Origin of the sequence: Serratia sp. S4 (genome assembly GCF_000347995.1) — a bacterium.
Lineage (GTDB): Bacteria > Pseudomonadota > Gammaproteobacteria > Enterobacterales > Enterobacteriaceae > Serratia > Serratia quinivorans.
Map to the genome: position 1 here is coordinate 2,434,070 of NZ_KB661120.1, position 18,860 is coordinate 2,452,929.

The 18,860-nt window shown below is 55.7% G+C and carries 17 protein-coding genes; 8 read left to right on the forward strand and 9 right to left on the reverse strand.

Translation table 11 applies throughout. The annotated features are described in order from the left end of the window. Positions 1 to 108: 108 nt before the first annotated feature. Positions 109 to 1,614 carry an L-arabinose isomerase gene (gene araA, locus SERS4_RS0112245; protein WP_017892697.1) on the reverse strand — a complete coding sequence of 502 codons (1,506 nt, stop codon included), beginning with the start codon at positions 1,612 to 1,614 and terminating at the stop codon, positions 109 to 111. Positions 1,615 to 1,645: 31 nt separating this feature from the next. Next, the gene (locus tag SERS4_RS0112250; protein ID WP_017892698.1) at positions 1,646 to 3,331 is read right to left on the reverse strand and encodes a ribulokinase; all 1,686 of its coding nucleotides are present in this window, start codon (positions 3,329 to 3,331) and stop codon (positions 1,646 to 1,648) included. Positions 3,332 to 3,692: 361 nt separating this feature from the next. Here SERS4_RS0112250 and SERS4_RS0112255 point away from each other — a divergent pair, with 361 nt between their 5' ends. The 8 genes from SERS4_RS0112255 to SERS4_RS0112290 all read left to right on the forward strand — a co-directional run bounded on the left by SERS4_RS0112255 (position 3,693) and on the right by SERS4_RS0112290 (position 13,625). Next, positions 3,693 to 4,676 carry an arabinose ABC transporter substrate-binding protein gene (locus tag SERS4_RS0112255; protein WP_012144975.1) on the forward strand — a complete coding sequence of 328 codons (984 nt, stop codon included), beginning with the start codon at positions 3,693 to 3,695 and terminating at the stop codon, positions 4,674 to 4,676. A 60-nt stretch (positions 4,677 to 4,736) separates the two neighbouring features. Then, positions 4,737 to 6,272, forward strand: a complete 1,536-nt coding sequence (gene araG, locus SERS4_RS0112260; RefSeq protein WP_017892700.1) for an L-arabinose ABC transporter ATP-binding protein AraG — start codon at positions 4,737 to 4,739, stop codon at positions 6,270 to 6,272. A gap of 17 nt (positions 6,273 to 6,289) precedes the next feature. Continuing rightward, positions 6,290 to 7,273, forward strand: coding sequence for an L-arabinose ABC transporter permease AraH (gene araH, locus SERS4_RS0112265; RefSeq protein WP_012144977.1), 984 nt, complete (start codon positions 6,290 to 6,292; stop codon positions 7,271 to 7,273). A 102-nt stretch (positions 7,274 to 7,375) separates the two neighbouring features. Further along, positions 7,376 to 8,293 (forward strand): arabinose operon transcriptional regulator AraC, encoded by a 918-nt coding sequence (gene araC / locus SERS4_RS0112270; protein ID WP_012144978.1) that lies wholly within the window; start codon positions 7,376 to 7,378, stop codon positions 8,291 to 8,293. Between the two features lie 81 nt (positions 8,294 to 8,374). Then, positions 8,375 to 9,415 carry an oxidoreductase gene (locus SERS4_RS0112275; RefSeq protein ID WP_012144979.1) on the forward strand — a complete coding sequence of 347 codons (1,041 nt, stop codon included), beginning with the start codon at positions 8,375 to 8,377 and terminating at the stop codon, positions 9,413 to 9,415. Positions 9,416 to 9,481: 66 nt separating this feature from the next. Further along, positions 9,482 to 10,480: a bile acid:sodium symporter family protein gene (locus tag SERS4_RS0112280; protein WP_017892701.1), complete on the forward strand. Its 999-nt coding sequence runs from the start codon at positions 9,482 to 9,484 to the stop codon at positions 10,478 to 10,480. Positions 10,481 to 10,809: 329 nt separating this feature from the next. After that, the gene (locus SERS4_RS0112285; protein WP_017892702.1) at positions 10,810 to 13,356 is read left to right on the forward strand and encodes a colicin-like bacteriocin tRNase domain-containing protein; all 2,547 of its coding nucleotides are present in this window, start codon (positions 10,810 to 10,812) and stop codon (positions 13,354 to 13,356) included. Between the two features lie 14 nt (positions 13,357 to 13,370). Next, complete coding sequence (locus SERS4_RS0112290) at positions 13,371 to 13,625, forward strand: colicin E3-like toxin immunity protein (RefSeq protein ID WP_017892703.1); 255 nt, start codon at positions 13,371 to 13,373, stop codon at positions 13,623 to 13,625. 153 nt (positions 13,626 to 13,778) lie between these two features. On the opposite strand, the gene add is transcribed toward SERS4_RS0112290, so the two are convergent. The 7 genes from add to SERS4_RS0112325 all read right to left on the reverse strand — a co-directional run bounded on the left by add (position 13,779) and on the right by SERS4_RS0112325 (position 18,854). Next, a complete protein-coding gene (gene add, locus SERS4_RS0112295; RefSeq protein WP_017892704.1) occupies positions 13,779 to 14,777 on the reverse strand; it encodes an adenosine deaminase in 999 nt (332 codons plus the stop codon). A 189-nt stretch (positions 14,778 to 14,966) separates the two neighbouring features. Then, complete coding sequence (locus SERS4_RS0112300; protein WP_017892705.1) at positions 14,967 to 15,563, reverse strand: AAA family ATPase; 597 nt, start codon at positions 15,561 to 15,563, stop codon at positions 14,967 to 14,969. Next, the gene (locus tag SERS4_RS0112305) at positions 15,560 to 15,997 is read right to left on the reverse strand and encodes a PTS sugar transporter subunit IIA (protein WP_026142359.1); all 438 of its coding nucleotides are present in this window, start codon (positions 15,995 to 15,997) and stop codon (positions 15,560 to 15,562) included. The genes SERS4_RS0112300 and SERS4_RS0112305 overlap by 4 nt, the downstream gene beginning before the upstream one ends. A gap of 9 nt (positions 15,998 to 16,006) precedes the next feature. After that, positions 16,007 to 16,276, reverse strand: coding sequence for a hypothetical protein (locus tag SERS4_RS0112310; RefSeq protein ID WP_017892707.1), 270 nt, complete (start codon positions 16,274 to 16,276; stop codon positions 16,007 to 16,009). Between the two features lie 74 nt (positions 16,277 to 16,350). After that, on the reverse strand, positions 16,351 to 17,193 hold the full coding sequence (locus SERS4_RS0112315; RefSeq protein WP_017892708.1) for a class II fructose-bisphosphate aldolase: 843 nt from the start codon (positions 17,191 to 17,193) through the stop codon (positions 16,351 to 16,353). Beyond that, the gene (locus tag SERS4_RS0112320; protein WP_012144986.1) at positions 17,180 to 18,547 is read right to left on the reverse strand and encodes a PTS sugar transporter subunit IIC; all 1,368 of its coding nucleotides are present in this window, start codon (positions 18,545 to 18,547) and stop codon (positions 17,180 to 17,182) included. Before SERS4_RS0112320 ends, SERS4_RS0112315 begins: the two co-directional genes overlap by 14 nt. Next, positions 18,540 to 18,854 carry a PTS sugar transporter subunit IIB gene (locus SERS4_RS0112325; RefSeq protein ID WP_012144987.1) on the reverse strand — a complete coding sequence of 105 codons (315 nt, stop codon included), beginning with the start codon at positions 18,852 to 18,854 and terminating at the stop codon, positions 18,540 to 18,542. Before SERS4_RS0112325 ends, SERS4_RS0112320 begins: the two co-directional genes overlap by 8 nt. Positions 18,855 to 18,860 lie beyond the last annotated feature (6 nt).

Sequence of the window (18,860 nt, forward strand, 5' to 3'; positions counted from 1 at the left end):
CGGGTAATGCGGGCTTCGTCATCAATATCAAGCGGATGGTCGGGAGCAAGGCGGCGTGGCAGCACGTTTGGCTACCGGCAGGCGATTTTGCCACCGGTAGCCGGGCGATTAACGGCGGTTAAGTTGATAGTAGGCTTCGTTCCAGCGCAGCTCGTTTTTGAATGCTGGCAGGGTGGTGTCCTGGTCAATCAGCAAGAACTCAATGTTATGCATTTCGGCATACAGCCGCAGCATATCGGCGTCCAGCGCCTGGGAGAACACCGTGTGGTGGGCGCCGCCCGCCAGGATCCAGGCTTCGGCGGCGGTCGCCAGCGTGGGTTGGGCCCGCCAGATGGCGCGCGCCACCGGCAGCTTGGGCAGCGGGTGCGGTTGTTCCACGGTGTCCACCTGATTGACCAGCAGACGGAAGCGATCGCCCATGTCGATCAGGCTGGCATTGACTGCCGGGCCGGCCGGAGTAGAGAAAATCAGCCGCGCCGGATCTGCCTTGCCGCCAATACCGAGCGGCTGGATATCCAACAGCGGTTTGGGCTCCTTGGCGATCGACGGGCAGACCTCCAGCATATGCGAGCCGACCACCAGATCGTTGCCCGGCTGGAAGTGATAGGTGTAATCCTCCATAAACGAGGTGCCGCCGTGTAACCCATCGGCCATCACTTTCAGGATGCGCAGCAGCGCGGCGGTTTTCCAGTCGCCTTCGCCGCCAAAGCCGTAGCCTTGTTGCATCAGGCGTTGTACCGCCAACCCCGGCAGCTGTTTCATGCCGTGCAAGTCTTCAAAGTTGGTGGTGAAGGCCTGGAAGTTGCCCTGTTCGAGGAAGCGTTTCATGCCCAGCTCGATACGTGCCGCGTCAGTCAGGTTTTCGCGTTTTGCGCCGTTGATTTTTGCCGCATCGCTCAGCACATAGCTGGCCTCATACTCTTCAATCAGCGTATCTACATCGCCACGGCTGACTTCGTTAATGACGCTGACCAAATCGCCAATACCATAGGCATTGACCGAGTAACCAAACTGGATCTGCGCACCGACCTTGTCGCCATCGGTCACCGCCACTTCGCGCATGTTGTCGCCAAAACGGGCCACTTTCAGCTGCTGGCCGGCCTGTTTGGCGCTGGCGACACGCATCCACTGGCCAATGCGCCGGTGTGCCTCGGGATCCTGCCAGTGACCGGCAATCACGCTGTGCTGCTGGCGCATACGGGCGCCGATAAAGCCAAACTCACGGCCGCCGTGGGCGGTTTGGTTGAGGTTCATAAAGTCCATATCCATACTGTCCCAGGGCACCTGGGCGTTGAACTGGGTATGGAACTGCAACAGCGGCTTATGCAGCACGGACAGACCGGCGATCCACATTTTGGCCGGTGAGAAGGTGTGTAGCCAGGCCAGGATGCCAATACACTGCGGTTGATAGTTGGCGTCACGGCACAGGGCGGTGATTTCATCCGGCGTGGTGACCAGCGGTTTCAGCACCAGTTTTACCGGTAGGCCGGCTTCGCGGTTGAGACTGTCCACCACCTGTTCGGCGTGTGCCTTGACCTGTTGCAGGGTTTGCGGGCCGTACAGATGCTGGCTGCCAATGGCGAACCAGACTTCGCGCTGCTTGAATGCATTCATTAAAAAAGACTCCTCTGTATTGGGTATAGGCTTAATTTGCTGAACCGGAGGTCGGGGCGTAGCGCGGCTCGGCGGCCTGGCACCATTGTTGATAGCGTTGATAAAGTTGTTGGTAGCGAGCGACGCGCTGCGGATCGGGCTGCAGGGTACGTTCGATGCCGCAGGCCATCTGGCACTGGGCTTCGGGCACGCTGATGAAACGGCCGGCGGCTACGGCGGCGAAGATGGCAGCACCCAGCGCGCAGCACTGATCGGAGGCCACAATTTGCAGCGGTCGGTTCATCACGTCGGCGCAGGCCTGCATAATTGCCGGAGATTTACGCGCAATACCGCCCAGCGCCAGCACGTTATCGACCGGAATATCCTGCTGTTCAAAGCACTCCATAATGGCGCGGGCGCCAAAGGCGGTGGCGGCGATAAAGCCGCCGAACAGCGTCGGAGCATCGGTGCCGAGGTTCAGATCGGCGATCACGCCTTTCAGCCGCTGGTTGGCGTAAGGGGTGCGGCGGCCGTTAAACCAGTCCAGCACCACCGGCAAATGATCCAGTGACGGGTTTTCCACCCAGGCATCGGTCAGTGCCGCCAGCAGACCGGCTTCAATCTTTTGTAGCTGCGGTTGCAGTTCAGGCTGGTTTTTTGCCGCTGCATGCAACGGCCAGCTCAGCAGGCGGCTGAACCAGGCATACATATCGCCAAAGGCCGACTGCCCGGCCTCCATGCCAATCATTCCCGGCACTACGCTGCCGTCGACCTGACCGCAAATGCCCTCGATAGCGCGGCCGTCGACTCGCTGACGATCGGCGATCAGAATGTCGCAGGTGGAGGTGCCGATCACCTTCACCAGGGTATAAGGCTGGGCACCGGCACCGACGGCCCCCATATGGCAGTCGAAGGCCCCGCCGGACAGCACCAGCGTGGTGGGTAGCCCGAGGCGTGCCGCCCATTCGGCGCTCAGGGTACCTACCGGCAGGTCGGCGGTATGGCAGTCTTCAAACAGCGGCCAGGGCAGGTGTTCAACCAGCAGAGGATCGAGCGCGGCAAAAAAGGCTTTGGGCGGCAGGCCACCCCAGTCCGGGTGCCACAGCGTTTTGTGACCGACGCTACAGCGCCCACGTTTTAACTGATGTGGCGCGGTGGTAGCGGACAACAACGCCGGTACCCAGTCGCACAGTTCAACCCAGGAGGCGGCGGCCTGGCGTACTTCGGCGTCCTGGCGCGTGACATGCAGGATCTTGGCCCAAAACCACTCAGAGGAATAAACGCCGCCGATATAGCGGGAATAATCGGGGAATTCGCCGCTGCGGCATAGCCGATTGATGGCGTCAGCCTCTTCAATGGCGGTGTGGTCTTTCCACAAAACAAACATGGCGTTGGGGTTATCGGCAAACTCCGGGCGCAGTGCCAGCACCTGACCCTGACTGTCGATCGGCGCCGGCGTAGAACCGGTGGAGTCAACGCCAATGCCAATCACCTGCAGCCGCTGTTGCGGGGGCATGCGCTGCACCAGAGTGACGATCGCCTGTTCCATGGCTTCTATATAGTCGAGCGGATGGTGGCGAAAACGGTTTTCCGCCGCGTTGCAGAATTCGCCGCGCTGCCAACGGGGGTAATAGACCACTTCGGTATCGAGTTCCGCGCCGTTATGGCAGTCGACCGCCAGCACCCGCACCGAGTCGCTGCCGAAGTCCAATCCCAGGGCAATAGCACCTGCCGTCATGATGTTGACTCCTGATGTGTTAATACGCTGTGACAACCATAGGAGCCGAAGCGCTGGGCAGGTGAGGAGCCGTTAGCTGGAAGTATGCACTTTTCTGCTTCCCGCAGTGGTTTTGTGACGGCTGTCATAAGTTATCGATTGGCGGAATTCGCTAAATATATGCACATATCTGCTGTATTCCACGGATGTGATAGCGCTCTACATTTCAGTAACAAATACCCGCTAAAACTTAAGCCGTCTTACTCCTGCTGTGGGTGAATGTCGCGAGATAAGCGATGTGCCGACAGCAGACACCCTAATGATAACGTTTTCACAGCGGGCGGCTTTCATCGCCACAGAGAACAAAATAGCGGAGAGCATCATGCATAAATTCACTAAGGCGCTGGTGACACTGAGTCTGGCGGCCGTTATGTCACATTCAGCTATCGCCGAGACCATGAAGCTGGGCTTTTTGGTCAAGCAGCCGGAGGAACCCTGGTTCCAGACCGAATGGAAGTTTGCCGACAAGGCCGGTAAGGATCTCGGTTTTGAAGTGATAAAAATCGCCGTGCCGGACGGGGAGAAAACCCTCAATGCCATCGACAGCCTGGCGGCCAGCGGGGCCAAGGGCTTTGTTATCTGTACGCCAGATCCGAAACTCGGCTCGGCGATTGTCGCCAAGGCGCGTAGTTACAACCTGAAAGTGATTGCGGTGGATGACCAGTTTGTCACCGCCAAGGGCAAACCTATGGACAGCGTGCCGTTAGTGATGATGGCCGCCACCAAAATCGGTGAGCGTCAGGGGCAGGAATTGTGGAAAGAGCAGAATAAGCGCGGTTGGAAATTAGCGGACACCGCGGTAATGGCGATCACCGCCGATGAGCTGGACACCGCACGTCGTCGCACCGGTGGTTCGATAGACGCGCTGAAGGCGGCCGGCTTCCCGGAGAAACAAATTTATCGCGTGCCGACCAAATCCAACGATATCCCTGGGGCGTTTGACGCCGCCAACTCAATGCTGGTGCAGCATCCTGAAGTGAAAAACTGGCTGATTGTCGGCATGAACGACAACACCGTGCTGGGCGGCGTGCGCGCCACCGAAGGCCAGGGCTTTAAAGCGCCGAACGTGATCGGCATCGGCATCAACGGGGTGGATGCGGTCAGCGAGCTGTCCAAGGCACAGGCCACCGGTTTCTACGGTTCGCTGCTGCCAAGCCCGGATATCCATGGTTACAAGAGTATCCAGATGCTGCATGACTGGGTCGAAAAGGGCGTAGAGCCGCAAAAGTTCACCGAAGTGACCGACGTGGTGCTGATCACCCGCGATAACTTTAAAACCGAACTGCAGAAAAAAGGCCTGATGTAATAAGCGAGCCGCCCACGGCACTCAGTCGGGCGGCATTTTTGACTGCAGGAGGAGCACACCATGACCGCCGCATTGCCGTATTTGGCGTTTAAAGGCATAGGTAAAACCTTCCCGGGCGTGAAGGCGCTGGATGACATCAGCTTTAGCTGCCAGGCCGGGCAGATCCACGCGCTGATGGGGGAAAACGGCGCCGGGAAATCCACGCTGCTGAAAATTCTCAGTGGCAATTACGCGCCAACCCAGGGGGAAATTCAGCTGCAGGGACGGTCGGTGCAGTTCGCCAACACCACCGATGCGTTGAATGCCGGGGTGGCGATTATCTATCAGGAACTGCATCTGGTGCCGGAAATGACGGTGGCGGAGAACATTTATCTTGGCCAACTGCCGACCAAACGCGGGCTGGTGGACAGAAAACTGCTGCGCTATGAATCCCGCTTGCAGCTCCAACACCTCGGCCTGGATATTGATCCGGATACGCCGCTGAAATACCTGTCGATCGGCCAGTGGCAAATGGTGGAAATCGCCAAGGCGCTGGCGCGCAACGCCAAGGTGATCGCCTTTGACGAACCCACCAGTTCACTTTCCGCCAGAGAGATTGAGCAACTGTTCCGGGTGATCCGTGAATTACGTGCCGAAGGGCGGGTGATCCTGTATGTCTCGCACCGTATGGAAGAAATTTTTGCCCTCAGCGACGCCATTACCGTGTTTAAAGATGGCCGCTACGTGCGCACCTTTGACGATATGCAGCAGGTGGATAACGCGCAGTTGGTGCAGGCGATGGTCGGACGCGATCTGGGTGACGTCTATGGCTACCAGCCACGTGAGCTGGGGCCAGTGCGTCTGGAGCTCAAGGGGCTGAAAGCGCCGGGCGTCAAAACGGCGATCGATCTTAGCGTGCGGGCCGGAGAGATCGTCGGGCTGTTCGGCCTGGTGGGAGCCGGGCGCAGTGAACTGATGAAGGGGGTTTTTGGTGCCACACGGGTCAGTGCCGGCCAATTGATGCTGGATGGACAGGCGATCGCCATTCGTTCACCGATTGACGCGATCCGCGCCGGTATCATGCTGTGCCCGGAGGATCGCAAGGCGGACGGCATCATCCCGGTGCACTCGGTGCGTGACAACATCAACATCAGCGCAAGGCGCAACAGCCTGCGCGCCGGTTGCCTGATCAACAAAGGGTGGGAGGCCAGCAATGCCGATCATCATATTCGTGCATTGAATATCAAAACGCCTGGCCCTGAGCAGTTGATTATGAATTTGTCCGGCGGCAATCAGCAGAAGGCCATTCTGGGTCGCTGGCTGTCGGAAGAGATGAAAGTGATCTTGCTCGATGAACCAACTCGCGGCATCGACGTCGGTGCCAAGCATGAAATTTATCACGTCATTTACCAACTGGCGCAGCGCGGCATTGCGGTGCTGTTCGCCTCCAGTGACCTGCCAGAGGTGCTGGGGCTGGCTGACCGTATCCTGGTGATGCGTGAAGGCGCACTGTCCGGCGAATTACGGCATGACGAGGCCAGTGAGGAAAAAGCCCTCAGCCTGGCGATGCTGCGCACCCCCGATATAGCCCCAGATGCCGCTGCGGCGGTGGCCTGATTGTGAAGGAGAAAGAGATGTCGACCATAACGACCCATTCTGTGAAAAAACGTAACGGCCTGGGGCTGGCGCGAATTTGGGACAGCTACGGCATGCTGGTGGTGTTTGCGGTGCTGTTTTTAGCCTGCGCGCTGTTTGTGCCCAACTTTGGTTCCTTTATCAATATGAAAGGGCTGGGGCTGGCGATTTCGATGTCCGGCATGGTGGCCTGCGGCATGCTGTTCTGCCTGGCCTCCGGTGACTTTGACCTGTCGGTCGCTTCGGTGATTGCCTGCGCCGGGGTGACCACCGCGGTGGTGATCAACATGACCGAAAGCCTGTGGATCGGCGTGGCCGCCGGTCTGTTACTGGGCATGGTCTCCGGGTTGATTAACGGTTTCGTTATCGCCCGGCTGAAAATCAACGCGCTGATCACCACCCTGGCCACCATGCAGATTTTCCGCGGGCTGGCCTACATTATCTCCGACGGTAAAGCGGTGGGTATTGAGGATGAACGCTTCTTCGCCCTGGGTTACGCCAACTGGTTGGGCCTGCCTGCGCCGATCTGGATCACCGTCGCCTGTCTGATCCTGTTTGGCTTCCTGCTCAACAAGACCACCTTTGGTCGCAATACGCTGGCGATTGGCGGTAACGAAGAGGCCGCGCGGCTGGCTGGGGTGCCGGTGGTACGTACCAAAATCGTGATCTTTATGCTGTCCGGGCTGGTGTCCGCCGCCGCCGGTATCATTCTGGCTTCGCGCATGACCAGTGGCCAGCCGATGACCTCAATCGGCTATGAGCTGATCGTGATCTCCGCCTGCGTGCTGGGTGGTGTGTCACTGAAAGGCGGCATCGGTAAAATTTCCTACGTTATCGCCGGCATTCTGATCCTGGGCACGGTGGAAAACGCCATGAACCTGCTGAATATCTCGCCGTTCTCGCAGTATGTGGTGCGCGGTGTGATCCTGCTGGCGGCGGTGATTTTCGACCGTTACAAACAGCAGGCCAAACGCAGCGTTTAAATTGCCAACCCTGTTCACAGTTCTGTTATCGGCCCGGGCAGTTATCCACCGGGCCGCTAAGCTAGGATTGATATCTAAGCTATAAGATTGCCGGGAGGACCGATGTATCATCGCATGGCACAGGAACCGCAACCTAACCCGCTGTTGCCGGGTTACACCTTCAACGCTTATCTGGTGGCGGGGCTGACGCCGATTATGGCGGACGGTCCGCTGGATTTCTTTATCGACCGCCCCGGCGGCATGAAGGGCTATATTCTCAACCTGACCATCAAGGGCCAGGGCAAGGTGTTTGACGGCGAAGATACCCTTTACTGCAATCCTGGCGATCTGCTGCTGTTTCCACCCAAAGCGGCGCATTACTACGGCCGTTCGCCGGACAGCGACTGCTGGTATCACCGCTGGGTGTATTTCCGTCCGCGCGCCTACTGGGCCGACTGGCTGGAATGGCACAGCAAAACCCATGAAGTGGGGCGGCTGACCTTACCGAACAATAACCTGTTACTGGAGTTCGATCGGCTGTTCGCCAATATCGAACAGACTCAGCGTTCCGGTCGCCGCTTTGCCGAAGAGCTGGGGATGAACCTGCTGGAGCGTCTGCTGTTGCGCGCGATGGAGGAAGACCCGCTCAGCCCGCAGAAAATTATGGATCCGCGAGTCATTGAGGCCTGCCAGTTTATCACCGGCAACCTGGCCGGCGAGCTGCGGATTGATGAGGTGGCGCGCCATGTCTGTCTGTCACCATCGCGGTTGGCGCATTTGTTCCGCGAGCAGGTGGGCATCAATATTCTGCGCTGGCGCGAAGATCAGCGGGTGATCCGCGCCAAGCTGCTGTTGCAGACTACGCAGGAGTCGATCGCCACCATAGGTCGGGTGGTGGGTTATGACGATCAGCTGTACTTTTCCCGGGTATTTCGCAAGCGGGTGGGCGTTAGCCCGAGCGATTTCCGCCGCCGCAGCCTGGAGATAAACTATCCGGCCAGAAATCAACGTGAACAGCCTTATGTGGCGGCCTCAAGTTAACATTAAATTTACTTCTTGTTCCCGCCTGCATCATGGTGTCAAATCTGATGGGTCTATTGCGAGCCAGTAAGAGGAAACACCATGGCAGAAAAACTTCGGGTTGGGCTGGTCGGTTACGGCTATGCCAGCAAAACCTTTCATGCGCCACTGATCGTTGGCACTCCCGGCGTAGAGTTGGCCGCCGTTTCCAGCAGCGATGCCGGGAAAGTGCACGCAGACTGGCCGTCGATGACGGTAGTCAGCGATCCGCAGGCGCTGTTTAACGACCCTTCTATCGATCTGATCGTCATTCCTACCCCCAACGATACCCACTTCCCGCTGGCACAGCAGGCCATGGCCGCCGGTAAACATGTGGTGGTGGATAAACCGTTTACCGTGACGTTGTCACAGGCTCAGGCGTTAAAACAACAGGCGGAGCAGAGCGGCCGGCTGTTGTCGGTATTCCACAACCGCCGCTGGGACAGTGATTTTCTGACGCTTAAGACGCTGCTGAAAGAAGGCGCGCTCGGCGAGGTGGTTTATTTCGAATCTCATTTCGATCGCTTCCGGCCAGAAGTGCGTCAGCGCTGGCGTGAGTTGGGCGGCGCAGGTAGCGGCATTTGGTACGATTTGGGGCCGCATCTGATCGATCAGGCACTGCAACTGTTCGGCAAGCCGGAAACGCTGTTTGTTGATTTGGCCGAACTGCGTCCAGGCGCGCAGTCGGTGGACTATTTCCACGCGGTGCTCAACTACGGCAAACGTCGGGTGGTCCTGCACGCTACGATGCTGGCGGCGGCGGAATCCGCCCGTTATATCGTGCATGGCACCCAGGGCAGTTTTATCAAATTTGGCCTGGATCCGCAGGAAGACCGGCTAAAAGCAGGTGAGCGTCTACCGCAGGCGGACTGGGGTTATGATATGCGCGACGGTGTGGTGACGTTGTCACGTGATGGCGTGCTGGCGGAGAAACCGCTGCTGAGTATTCCGGGCAACTACCCAGCCTATTACGCGGCTGTGCGTGATGCGATTAACGGTGTGGGTGAAAACCCGGTACCGGCCGCCGATGCCATCCAGGTGATGGAACTGATCGAACTGGGCCTGGAATCGGCAAAACAGCAAAGAGCGCTGCCGGTAGCCTAACCGCCGTGCTTTCCTATCCGGGTTCGGCTGACCGAACCCGCCTTACTCCTCGAAGGATCCGGTTCCATGTCCTGGTTGCAACGTCTGCGCATTGATAAATTTTTGCTGGTTTTGATTCTGGTGGTGATCGTCGCCTCGGTTTTCCCCTGCGAAGGGATATGGAAAACCTTCTTTGATCGACTGACCACCGCTGCCATCGCTCTGCTGTTTTTTATGCATGGCGCCAAGCTGTCGCGTGAGGCGATTATTGCCGGCATGGGCCACTGGAAGCTGCATCTGGTGGTGTTCCTCAGCACCTTTGCGCTGTTCCCACTGCTGGGGCTGGCGATGAATTTGATGGTGCCGGGGCTGATGACGCCGACGGTCTACATGGGCTTCCTTTACCTGTGCGCGCTGCCAGCCACGGTTCAGTCGGCCATCGCCTTCACCTCGGCGGCGGGCGGTAACGTGGCGGCGGCGGTATGCAGCGCTTCAGCATCCAGCATCCTCGGCGTTTTCCTCTCGCCGCTGCTGGTGGGCGCACTGATGCACACCCAGGGCGGTGATACAGACGTATTACACGCCATCGGTTCGATCATTTTGAAACTGATGGTGCCCTTTGTAGTGGGCCATCTGGCACGGCCGCTGATCGGCAAATGGGTCGATCGCCACCGCAAGCTGATTAATCTTACTGACCGGTCATCGATTTTGCTGGTGGTGTACACCGCCTTTAGCGCCGCGGTGGTAGAGGGCATTTGGCACAAGATTGACGGCTGGTCGTTGCTGACCATCCTGGTGATGTCTCTGGTGCTGCTGACGGTGGTGCTGATTATCAACACCTATGCCGCGCGTTGGCTGGGATTCAACACCGCCGACGAGATAACCATAGTGTTCTGCGGTTCGAAAAAGAGCCTGGCGAACGGTATCCCGATGGCTAACGTGCTGTTCCCTGCGGCGGCAGTGGGTGCGATGGTATTGCCGCTGATGATTTTCCATCAGGTGCAATTGATGGTGTGTGCCGTGCTGGCCCAGCGCTATGCGCGCAAAACCGCCAAACAGAGTGCAGAAGTGCAGACGGCGAAGTAAAAAATGGGTTCGTTGACGAAATGATCCGTTGTTTCATGGTAAGGGCGCTGCATGCTGCGCCCAATAGCATAATCAATGGGTTAAATTGCGGCGAACCTGCTAGCCCCCAACCGGTTTAGCCCTGACACAGGTTTGTCATCTGTCTGTATGGGGGCATCTATACGCCCATTGTTAACCTCAACTCCCATAATGCTATCTCAAATAGGCCCCTCGTTTTGTTTGCGGCACCACACAACAAGTGATTGTGCGGATGGCTTGATCATCTTTTAACCCCCCTTTAAATTACTGGTTGCACATACAGTTGTTTTATTTCACAAAGGAGAAACACTATGAGTGGTGGAGATGGTAAAGACAGCCGTGGTCCTGGCGGCGGTGTAAACGGTGGCCCGACAGGGCTCGGCGGCAACGGAAACAAGGGTGGTGGAGTTGATGCATCGGATCACTCCGGTTGGAGTTCGGAGAACGATCCGTGGGGGAGTAAGAATACTGGTGGCAACACTGGCGGTGGTAATAATGGCGGCGACAGAGACCACCCAACCGGGAGTGGTAAGGTCAACCTGAGCCTGTTCCCTGAAGCGCAGGCATCGATTGCTCTAGGTGCACCGACCAACATTTCTCTAGTCGATGGCCTGTGGGGATTTAGCCTTCTTAAATCCAAAACCGTGCAATCAGTTATCACAGAAGCACTGGCCAAAGTGAAAACGTTGGGTGTACCAACAGTAGGCACGCTGTGGCGCGGCAGCCTATGGGGGCTGGTGGTGGAAGGTATTACACCAACAAAAATTGCCCCCGACGATATGTCAATGGTTCGGCACATTACGACCACATTGCCAGCGGATTTGGTGACTAAAACGCCTCTGGGGCAACTCCCCACGCAGCCTGCTACAGTGGTTGATGCTCGTCTTTCTGATGTTGTCGACGAAGGTCAGCAGAAAGTGGCTGTCATACGTTCACCGTCAATGCCAATGAGTGTTCCGGTGGTTGAGGCCAAGCCCACAAAACGACCTGATGTATTTACCGCAGGGATTGTTCCGGGCATGCCTGACATCCATATCCGTGTCAATGCACCAGCGCCACCAACGGCTCCAAAACCTCCGGATGGGGTTAGTGAGGTCAAAGATGCTCCTGCCAAACAGTTGCCGGCATCTGCTCCTGGCGGTAATACGCATGATGGGATTGTGGTGTTTCCCACTGCTAGCAACCTCCCACCAGTTTATGTTGCCGTGGTGGAAGTCATGCCAGTGAATGAGGTTAATGCTCGCGAAATTGAGCGCAAAGCGCTTCAGACTTATCAGGATGCTCGGCAGCGTCGCGAATTTGCCCAAACCGATGAGCAAAGAAAAATAACAAGTTATCAGACGTTACTGCCAGAGTTGACTATTACTCAACGGCAGATAGAAGAAACACAGGCTGAAATAGCCTTTAGCCAGGTGACTGCCAAACGGCAATCAGTTCAGGAGACAAATGCAAAGTCTCGCCGTCAACCAGCGCTTGCAGAGCAGTACCACCGAGAAATGGACAGAACGAATAAAACCGTTTCGGCCTTGAATGATGCACTGTTCAATTTGCGAGAAAAAGAAAAAGATATAGTGGCTCAGAGGGCTGAGTTTGCCCGTCTTGGTAAAGAAAACTGGAAAAAAGAAAGACCAGATAGAGAACGAACTGATCCGGTCATTGCCACTTGGACACCTGCACAGCAATCTGCTTTCTGGCAGACCCAGGCAAGAAAGGAATTTGTATTGTCGGTTACGTCAACAGATTTACCTAAATATGGGCCTGTCATGGGGACCAAACCTAGTCCATTGTACATGGAGAACCAAGCGTATTTTTGGAAAGGAGACGGATTTGCTCTGGCTAACTATGATGCGATTGCCGCAAATGACACTCTAGTGAATGGAATTCGTCGTGCTTTCTCTTCAGTGTCGACACCGCTTGCCAGCGTAGCGCCTAACAAGCTTTATGAGAATGGCCAAGTTATGGCATCTGAATTAGCTCAGTTCTCATTTGTATTCTATGAAGATCTGGATGTCTCAGCTTTGACCATAGTATCGTCACTGGATGTCAGTAATTTCGGACTGAGCAGAGATGATACACGAAATGCACTTGGAGGTTATGGTGCTGTTCAAATGCCTTACCGATTGGTTTCGCGGCGTACGGGGCTAGATGGCGATGGTGATGAAAGGATCCATATTGACGTCGTTCGTCCCGATGATAAGAATTTGGTTGGTGCGGTTCCCTTGAGGGCAATGACCTGGAACGCAGTCAAACGAGAGTCTAGTTTTACTAGCGATGATGGAGCCATCACTCTCACCTGGCGTCCTGCCAGTGATAAAGATGTTAGCGGTTATCAGATTATTGTCACACCACTTGGCTCCCAACCTGGAAAACTGTATCGCGGTGGACATGTCGATGTTTCGAGCAAAGGAGCGCGAGTTACATTACCGTTAGTAGATGTTCAGAAAATTCATGACTATATTCTTGTACCGCCGGTAGAAAGTGGCCTTGATCCGATTTATGTCATGTTCAACAAACCACGCAAGAAGGCCGGAAAGGATGACAAACCCGTGTTTGTCAAACCTCGGCAAGGAACCGCAGAACGTGGGCATGAATATCACCCAACACCAAAGACGGATGAAATTAAGGGGTTGGGAGAGCTTAAACCGGGTAGACCAAAAACACCCAAGCAGTCAGGAGGGGGACTTCGGGCACGTTGGTATGGGGATAAAGGCCGTAAAATTTATGAGTGGGACTCACGGCATGGTGAGCTGGAAGGATATCGTGCCAGTGACGGTGAACACCTGGGCGCCTTTGATCCAAAAACTGGCAAACAGTTAGAAGGTCCAAATCCTAAACGTAATATTAAAAAATATTTATAGCGGAGATAAGTGTCATGGGATTAAAACTGCGGCTTACATGGTTTGACAAAAAAACCGATGAGTTTATTGGCGAAGAGTATTCAAAAGATTTTGGGGATGATGATACGCTCATCGGGCGTTTGGGGCTCCCTGAAGATGACACAATGAACAACGGTGAATTTGCTGTTGCAAAAGGTTGGGTGCCACTTATTCAACCCTATTTCAAAAATCAAATATCCAGCGAGAAATTTGATTGTTTTTTGGCATTCAATTACCGAGATAAGTGGTAATAGTTTTCTGTAATGGATATACAACGCCCAATAGTCGGAAGATTGTTGGGCATTTTCATGTCTGAGGATTTTCAGCAACACATGGGAAGCAGATAAAAAAGGCCAATCAGGTATGACTGACTGGCCCTATGCGTTTATTAACTCATTGTTCAATCAGCCGCGGACTTTATCGCGCAGCGCCTGCTTTTCCTGCTCGCTGAGGAACGCCATTTTCAGGCCGTTTTCCTGAGCGGTGCGGATCTCCGCCGGCGTCAGCCCGGCCTGTGGTGCCGCTACCAGGTATTCGTGCTCAATTTCTATGCCCTGAACCGCCGGATCGTCGGTGTTGATCGACGCCATGACGCCGTGACGCAGGAACTTCGCCAGCGGATGCTGCGCCAGAGAAGCCACGGTGCTGGTCTGAATGTTGGAAGTCAGGCAAGACTCGATACCAATGCCGTGTTCCGCCAGGAAGTCCATTAATGCCGGATCTTCAACGGCTTTCACCCCGTGGCCAATACGCTCTGCGCCCAACTCACGAATCGCCTGCCAGATACTTTCCGGGCCGGCGGCTTCACCGGCGTGCACGGTGATACGCAACCCGGCGTCACGGGCGCGGTTAAAGTGGTTGAGGAACAGGCCACCCGGGAAGCCGAGTTCGTCACCGGCCAGATCCAGCGCGGTAATACCGTCACGGTGTGCCAGCAGACCTTCCAGCTCCTGCAAGCAGGCGGCCTCGCCGAAGGTACGGCTCATGATGCCGATCAGGCGCACATCAATGCCCAAATCGCGGGAGCCGGAACGAATGCCATCAATCACCGCCTCTACCACCCCAGCTACCGGTAACTGGTGCTTCATCGCCATGTAATACGGCGAGAAACGCAGTTCGGCGTAGTGCAGACCGGCGTTAGCGGCGTCCTCAACGTTTTCGTAGGCTACCCGGCGGCAGGCTTCCAAATCCCCCAGCACCGCCACTCCCCAGTCGAGCTTTTGCAAGAAGCTGACCAGATCCGGTTCGGTATGGGTGATTTGCACGTGCGGACGCAGGGCTTCCAGTTCGTCGGCTGGCAGGGCAAGGTTAAACTGACGGCCCAGGTCGAGGATGGTTTGCGCACGAATGTTACCGTCGAGGTGACGGTGGATGTCGGTCAGCGGAAGGCGGGAGTCAATCATGATGTGCACTCGTTATTTTGTTGTAGGTAAAGTGCAGATCAGTATAAAAACAAAATGATGAAAATTGCCATGTCGTTGCATAAAAAAGTGACAACAATCACATTAATTGCGACTAGTGCCGCACTTTCAGGCGAAGGCGGGAGAAAAATCGCCCCCGCGATCCGTCAGGCAAACTGTGGGCTGACCCCATCAGCCGACCCTCAGTTTAGTGATATTTTCATCGTTGTTATCGGCTACGCCATGCAGCGCCAGCCAATGCGTAATTTTGCCGATCTCCAGCGGTAGCGCTTGATCAACGCGGATCACCGGACCGATAGCCATCGGCATGGCACGCTCGGCCAGCGCCCGCAGCTCAGGCAGATATTCTGCGCCGGGGTGGCCTGCCGATCGCTGGCCGAGGCGGGCAGCATAGCGTTCGGCCGCCAACTCTGCGGAGATCTGATTCCACACTTCCAAAACCTGAGTCACGCCCGCTTCGCGCAGGTATTTGCGCAGCAACTCTCTGGGTTGAAAGCCATACCAGGCGTCAATCACATAGATACAGCGCTGCGGTGCCTGCGCCACTATAGACCAAATGGCCTGATAGGCGGCGTAACCTAGCCGACGGTTAAGCTCACGATCCACGTTGTCCAGCTGCGCCATAAAGGGTTCCTTGATGCCGTCGAGGCTCAAATAAGGCAGGCTAAAGTGCTGCGCCAGCGCACGGGCGAGGGTGCTCTTGCCAGAAGCCGGAATGCCATTGATCAAAATAACGGTTTTGTCGCCGCTGTCAGTTAGCGCAGTCATAAGATTTCTACCACCTCTTGCCAGAGTTTGGCGGCGCGCAGTTTATCGAGCCGCTGTTTGTTGTCCAGCAACTCGACAATCGCCCGGATCCCTTCTTCAATATGCCGGTTGCTGTCCGTTGCGCCGAACAGGATGACAATATCGGCCTTTTCACTGTCCTGAAAGGCGATGGCCTGGTCCAGTAGCACCATGCTGAAACAATCTTTGATCACGCCGCATTCCGGCCGGGCATGGGGGATGGCAATGCCTTCGTCAAACACATAATAAGCGCCATGGGCCAGCGTATTACTGATCACCGCCTGGTGATAGGAAGGGTGAATATAGCCGTTCTCGACCAAAGGCTGTGCCGCCAACTCAATCACCTTTTTCCAGTCCGTTTCCTGCACGCCGACCTGTATTGCTCCGGCCTCGATCAACAGTTGTTTAATGGTCATCATGTTCCCTCAAAGAGACTTCCTGATAATATTGCGCAGCTCGTCCATTTTGATAAAAACCACATCGATTTCCTGGCGGTGATTTTTATTTTTGGCATAAATCTTTAATGCCCGATTATAGGCCAGCATTAATGTTTTATGAATTTCGCCGTTTGCCGGCGCGGCGGCCAATTGCTGCTCCAATAATGTTATTTCGGCTGATATATCATTGGCTTCAGCATCGTTTTGCGCATCAGGTGCGGCCTTTTTATTTCGCTGTAATTTCATAAAATTAAGCATAGTATTCTCCAGCCCCGACGGGCGCCGGGGCACCAGGGTTGTAGGGTTATATTAAAAAGAAAACGGGGCAGTGATTATCTAAACAGGCCGATCTTTTCCGTTAATACCTGGGTGACGGCATTATTGGCCGGGATCAGGAATTTGCGCACGCTGTCATTCACCTTGCCCTTTTCGAATGTTTGCATGCAGCGGCCGACCCATTGCACGTTCATTTCTGTGCCCACATTGACCTTTTCAATGCCACCTGCCACTGCTCGTCGCATATCCTCATCGCTGACTCCGGTACCGCCGTGAAGGACCAGTGGGGTACGGGTGGCCGCGGTGATTTCCGCCAGCCGCTGATGCTGGATATGTGCCTTACCGGTGTACATGCCGTGAACGGTGCCGACCGAGACGGCCAACATGTCGACCCCGGTTTCATCGACAAAGCGTTTGGCGTCATCCACCGTGGTAAAGGTGATATCTTCTTCCGCCACCGCTTTGCCGTCCTCCGAGCCGCCGATAGCGCCCAATTCGGCCTCAACCGAAACGTTGCGCTGGCGTGCAATGTCGATCACCTTGCGGGTATTGGCGATGTTTTCGTCCATTTCCAGGTGAGAACCGTCGTACATCACCGAACTGAAACCGGCGTCGATCGCGGTCACGATGGAGGCGATATCCGAGCAGTGATCCAGATGCAGGCAGGTGGGCACATCTTCACTCTCTGCCAGTGAGCGTACCGAATCAACCAGCAGTTTGTAGCCCAGATACTCGGCGGTGCCGGTTGAAATCTGGATCATCAGCGGGCTGTGGGTGTCCCTGGCCGCTTTGAAAAAGGCCGGCAGCATCTCCAGACAGTGGAGGTTGAATGAACCTATTGCCTTGAAATCACGGGCTTTGGCTACGGACAACAGTTCGTTGAAGTTATAGAGTTTCATGGACTTTTTCCTCATGGTGCTTGGTTGATTTACCGTTAACAAACCACGCAATCAGCGTGACGAAGATGATGAACAGAGCGATGAACAGCCAGTTACCCTGGAAGGCATGCCCCATCACCAGGCCGCTACTGATGACGTCGGAGTCGCTGAAGGTCACGCCGACAAAACCGTAGCTTTCCAGCATTGGCACCAGAATGGCGGGCAGGAAAGTGATAAACAGGCCGTGGACCACGCCGCCGATCATGGCGCCGCGTCGGCCGCCAAGCGCATTGCCGAAGATGCCTGCGGTGCCCCCGGCGAAGAAGTTGGTCAGCAGGCCGGGCAGGATCATCGCCAGCCCGAACATCGGGAAAACGATCATGCCGATGATGGAACCCAGGGTGGTGGCCAGGAAGCCAACGATCACCGCGTTAGGGGCGTAGGGGAAGAGTACCGGGCAGTCCAGTGCCGGTTTGGCGTCCGGTACGATGCGCATGGCGATGCCGCGAAAGGCCGGGACCAACTCATTGAGCAGCAGACGCACGCCGCTGTAGAGGATAAATACCCCGGCAACAAACTGGATGGCCTGCATAAAGGAGTACATCAGATAATTCATGCCGCCGGCATACTGGGCGATGTATTGCGGGCCGGCGGCCAGTGCGGGGATCAGATACATCGGGATCATCACCACCGCCATCGACAGGTAGGTGTCCTGCAGGAACTTGAAGTTGTCGGGCAGTTCCAGATCTTCGGTTGAGCGGGATCCTTTACCGACCACTTTGGCGACCGCCGCCTGCACCAGATAGCCGATGGTGCAGAAATGCCCCAAAGCGACATCATCCGAACCGGTAATCTTGCGCACCACCGGCTGTGCCAAGGCCGGCATTAGCACCGCCATTACGCCGCCAAATATGCCGCCGGTCAGGATCAGCGGCAGGCCGGTTAGCCCCGCTTTATAGCCGATCACCGCCCCTATGGTGGCCATCCACAGCAAGGCTTGCCCGGTCAGGAAGATGTATTTGAACGGGGTGATACGCGCAATAATGATATTCACCGCGAATATCACCATCAGCGTCATCGCCACTTCCGAGCCGAGTTCGCGGTTGGCCAGGCCGGCAATGGCGGCGACGTCGGTGATGTAGCCGGTCATGCCGAAGCCGTGGGTGAAGATGCTGTTCAAATAGGTCAGGGCGCCGACAATAATGTTGATGCCCGCCATCATGATCAGAAAACCCAACAGGGTTTTAAAGGTGCCCTCGGCCACTTTTCCGGTGGATTTTTTCTGCAGTATCAGCCCCAGCATGGCAATAAAGGCGATCAGGATCGAAGCCTGACCGAGCAGGTCCTTGACGATAAAGTCAATCAGGCTATTCATGGTGGGCTTCCTTCATATCGCGCTCTTTCAAAAAGGCCACAATCTTTTGCTCAATTTCCGCCTTATCGGTGAGCCGGTGGAGAATAATCACCCGTTTCTTTTCTTCTTCGCTGGCGTCGGCATTTAAAATGTCGGCGAAGGTTTTTTGGGTCAGAATAATGTCTGATTTAAAGGCGCTGGCCTCAGAGATAGTGGTGTGATCAATATCTGCCTCAATCTCTAATTTTTTCAGCACCGCTCTTGCGCTCATTTCGATGGCAAAGCTGGAGCCGAGGCCACAGCCACATACGCACAGTATTTTAAGCATGAGTCT

Excerpts from the sequence above, each read along its gene's own strand:
- SERS4_RS0112320 (WP_012144986.1), bottom strand. The coding sequence starts at position 18,547 with ATGAATAGCCTGATTGACTTTATCGTCAAGGACCTGCTCGGTCAGGCT.
- araG (WP_017892700.1), top strand. The coding sequence starts at position 4,737 with ATGACCGCCGCATTGCCGTATTTGGCGTTTAAAGGCATAGGTAAAACC.
- SERS4_RS0112255 (WP_012144975.1), top strand. The coding sequence starts at position 3,693 with ATGCATAAATTCACTAAGGCGCTGGTGACACTGAGTCTGGCGGCCGTT.
- SERS4_RS0112315 (WP_017892708.1), bottom strand. The coding sequence starts at position 17,193 with ATGAAACTCTATAACTTCAACGAACTGTTGTCCGTAGCCAAAGCCCGT.
- SERS4_RS0112325 (WP_012144987.1), bottom strand. The coding sequence starts at position 18,854 with ATGCTTAAAATACTGTGCGTATGTGGCTGTGGCCTCGGCTCCAGCTTT.
- araC (WP_012144978.1), top strand. The coding sequence starts at position 7,376 with ATGTATCATCGCATGGCACAGGAACCGCAACCTAACCCGCTGTTGCCG.
- SERS4_RS0112305 (WP_026142359.1), bottom strand. The coding sequence starts at position 15,997 with ATGACCATTAAACAACTGTTGATCGAGGCCGGAGCAATACAGGTCGGC.
- araH (WP_012144977.1), top strand. The coding sequence starts at position 6,290 with ATGTCGACCATAACGACCCATTCTGTGAAAAAACGTAACGGCCTGGGG.
- SERS4_RS0112285 (WP_017892702.1), top strand. The coding sequence starts at position 10,810 with ATGAGTGGTGGAGATGGTAAAGACAGCCGTGGTCCTGGCGGCGGTGTA.
- SERS4_RS0112275 (WP_012144979.1), top strand. The coding sequence starts at position 8,375 with ATGGCAGAAAAACTTCGGGTTGGGCTGGTCGGTTACGGCTATGCCAGC.
- SERS4_RS0112280 (WP_017892701.1), top strand. The coding sequence starts at position 9,482 with ATGTCCTGGTTGCAACGTCTGCGCATTGATAAATTTTTGCTGGTTTTG.
- SERS4_RS0112290 (WP_017892703.1), top strand. The coding sequence starts at position 13,371 with ATGGGATTAAAACTGCGGCTTACATGGTTTGACAAAAAAACCGATGAG.
- araA (WP_017892697.1), bottom strand. The coding sequence starts at position 1,614 with ATGAATGCATTCAAGCAGCGCGAAGTCTGGTTCGCCATTGGCAGCCAG.
- SERS4_RS0112250 (WP_017892698.1), bottom strand. The coding sequence starts at position 3,331 with ATGACGGCAGGTGCTATTGCCCTGGGATTGGACTTCGGCAGCGACTCG.
- add (WP_017892704.1), bottom strand. The coding sequence starts at position 14,777 with ATGATTGACTCCCGCCTTCCGCTGACCGACATCCACCGTCACCTCGAC.
- SERS4_RS0112310 (WP_017892707.1), bottom strand. The coding sequence starts at position 16,276 with ATGCTTAATTTTATGAAATTACAGCGAAATAAAAAGGCCGCACCTGAT.
- SERS4_RS0112300 (WP_017892705.1), bottom strand. The coding sequence starts at position 15,563 with ATGACTGCGCTAACTGACAGCGGCGACAAAACCGTTATTTTGATCAAT.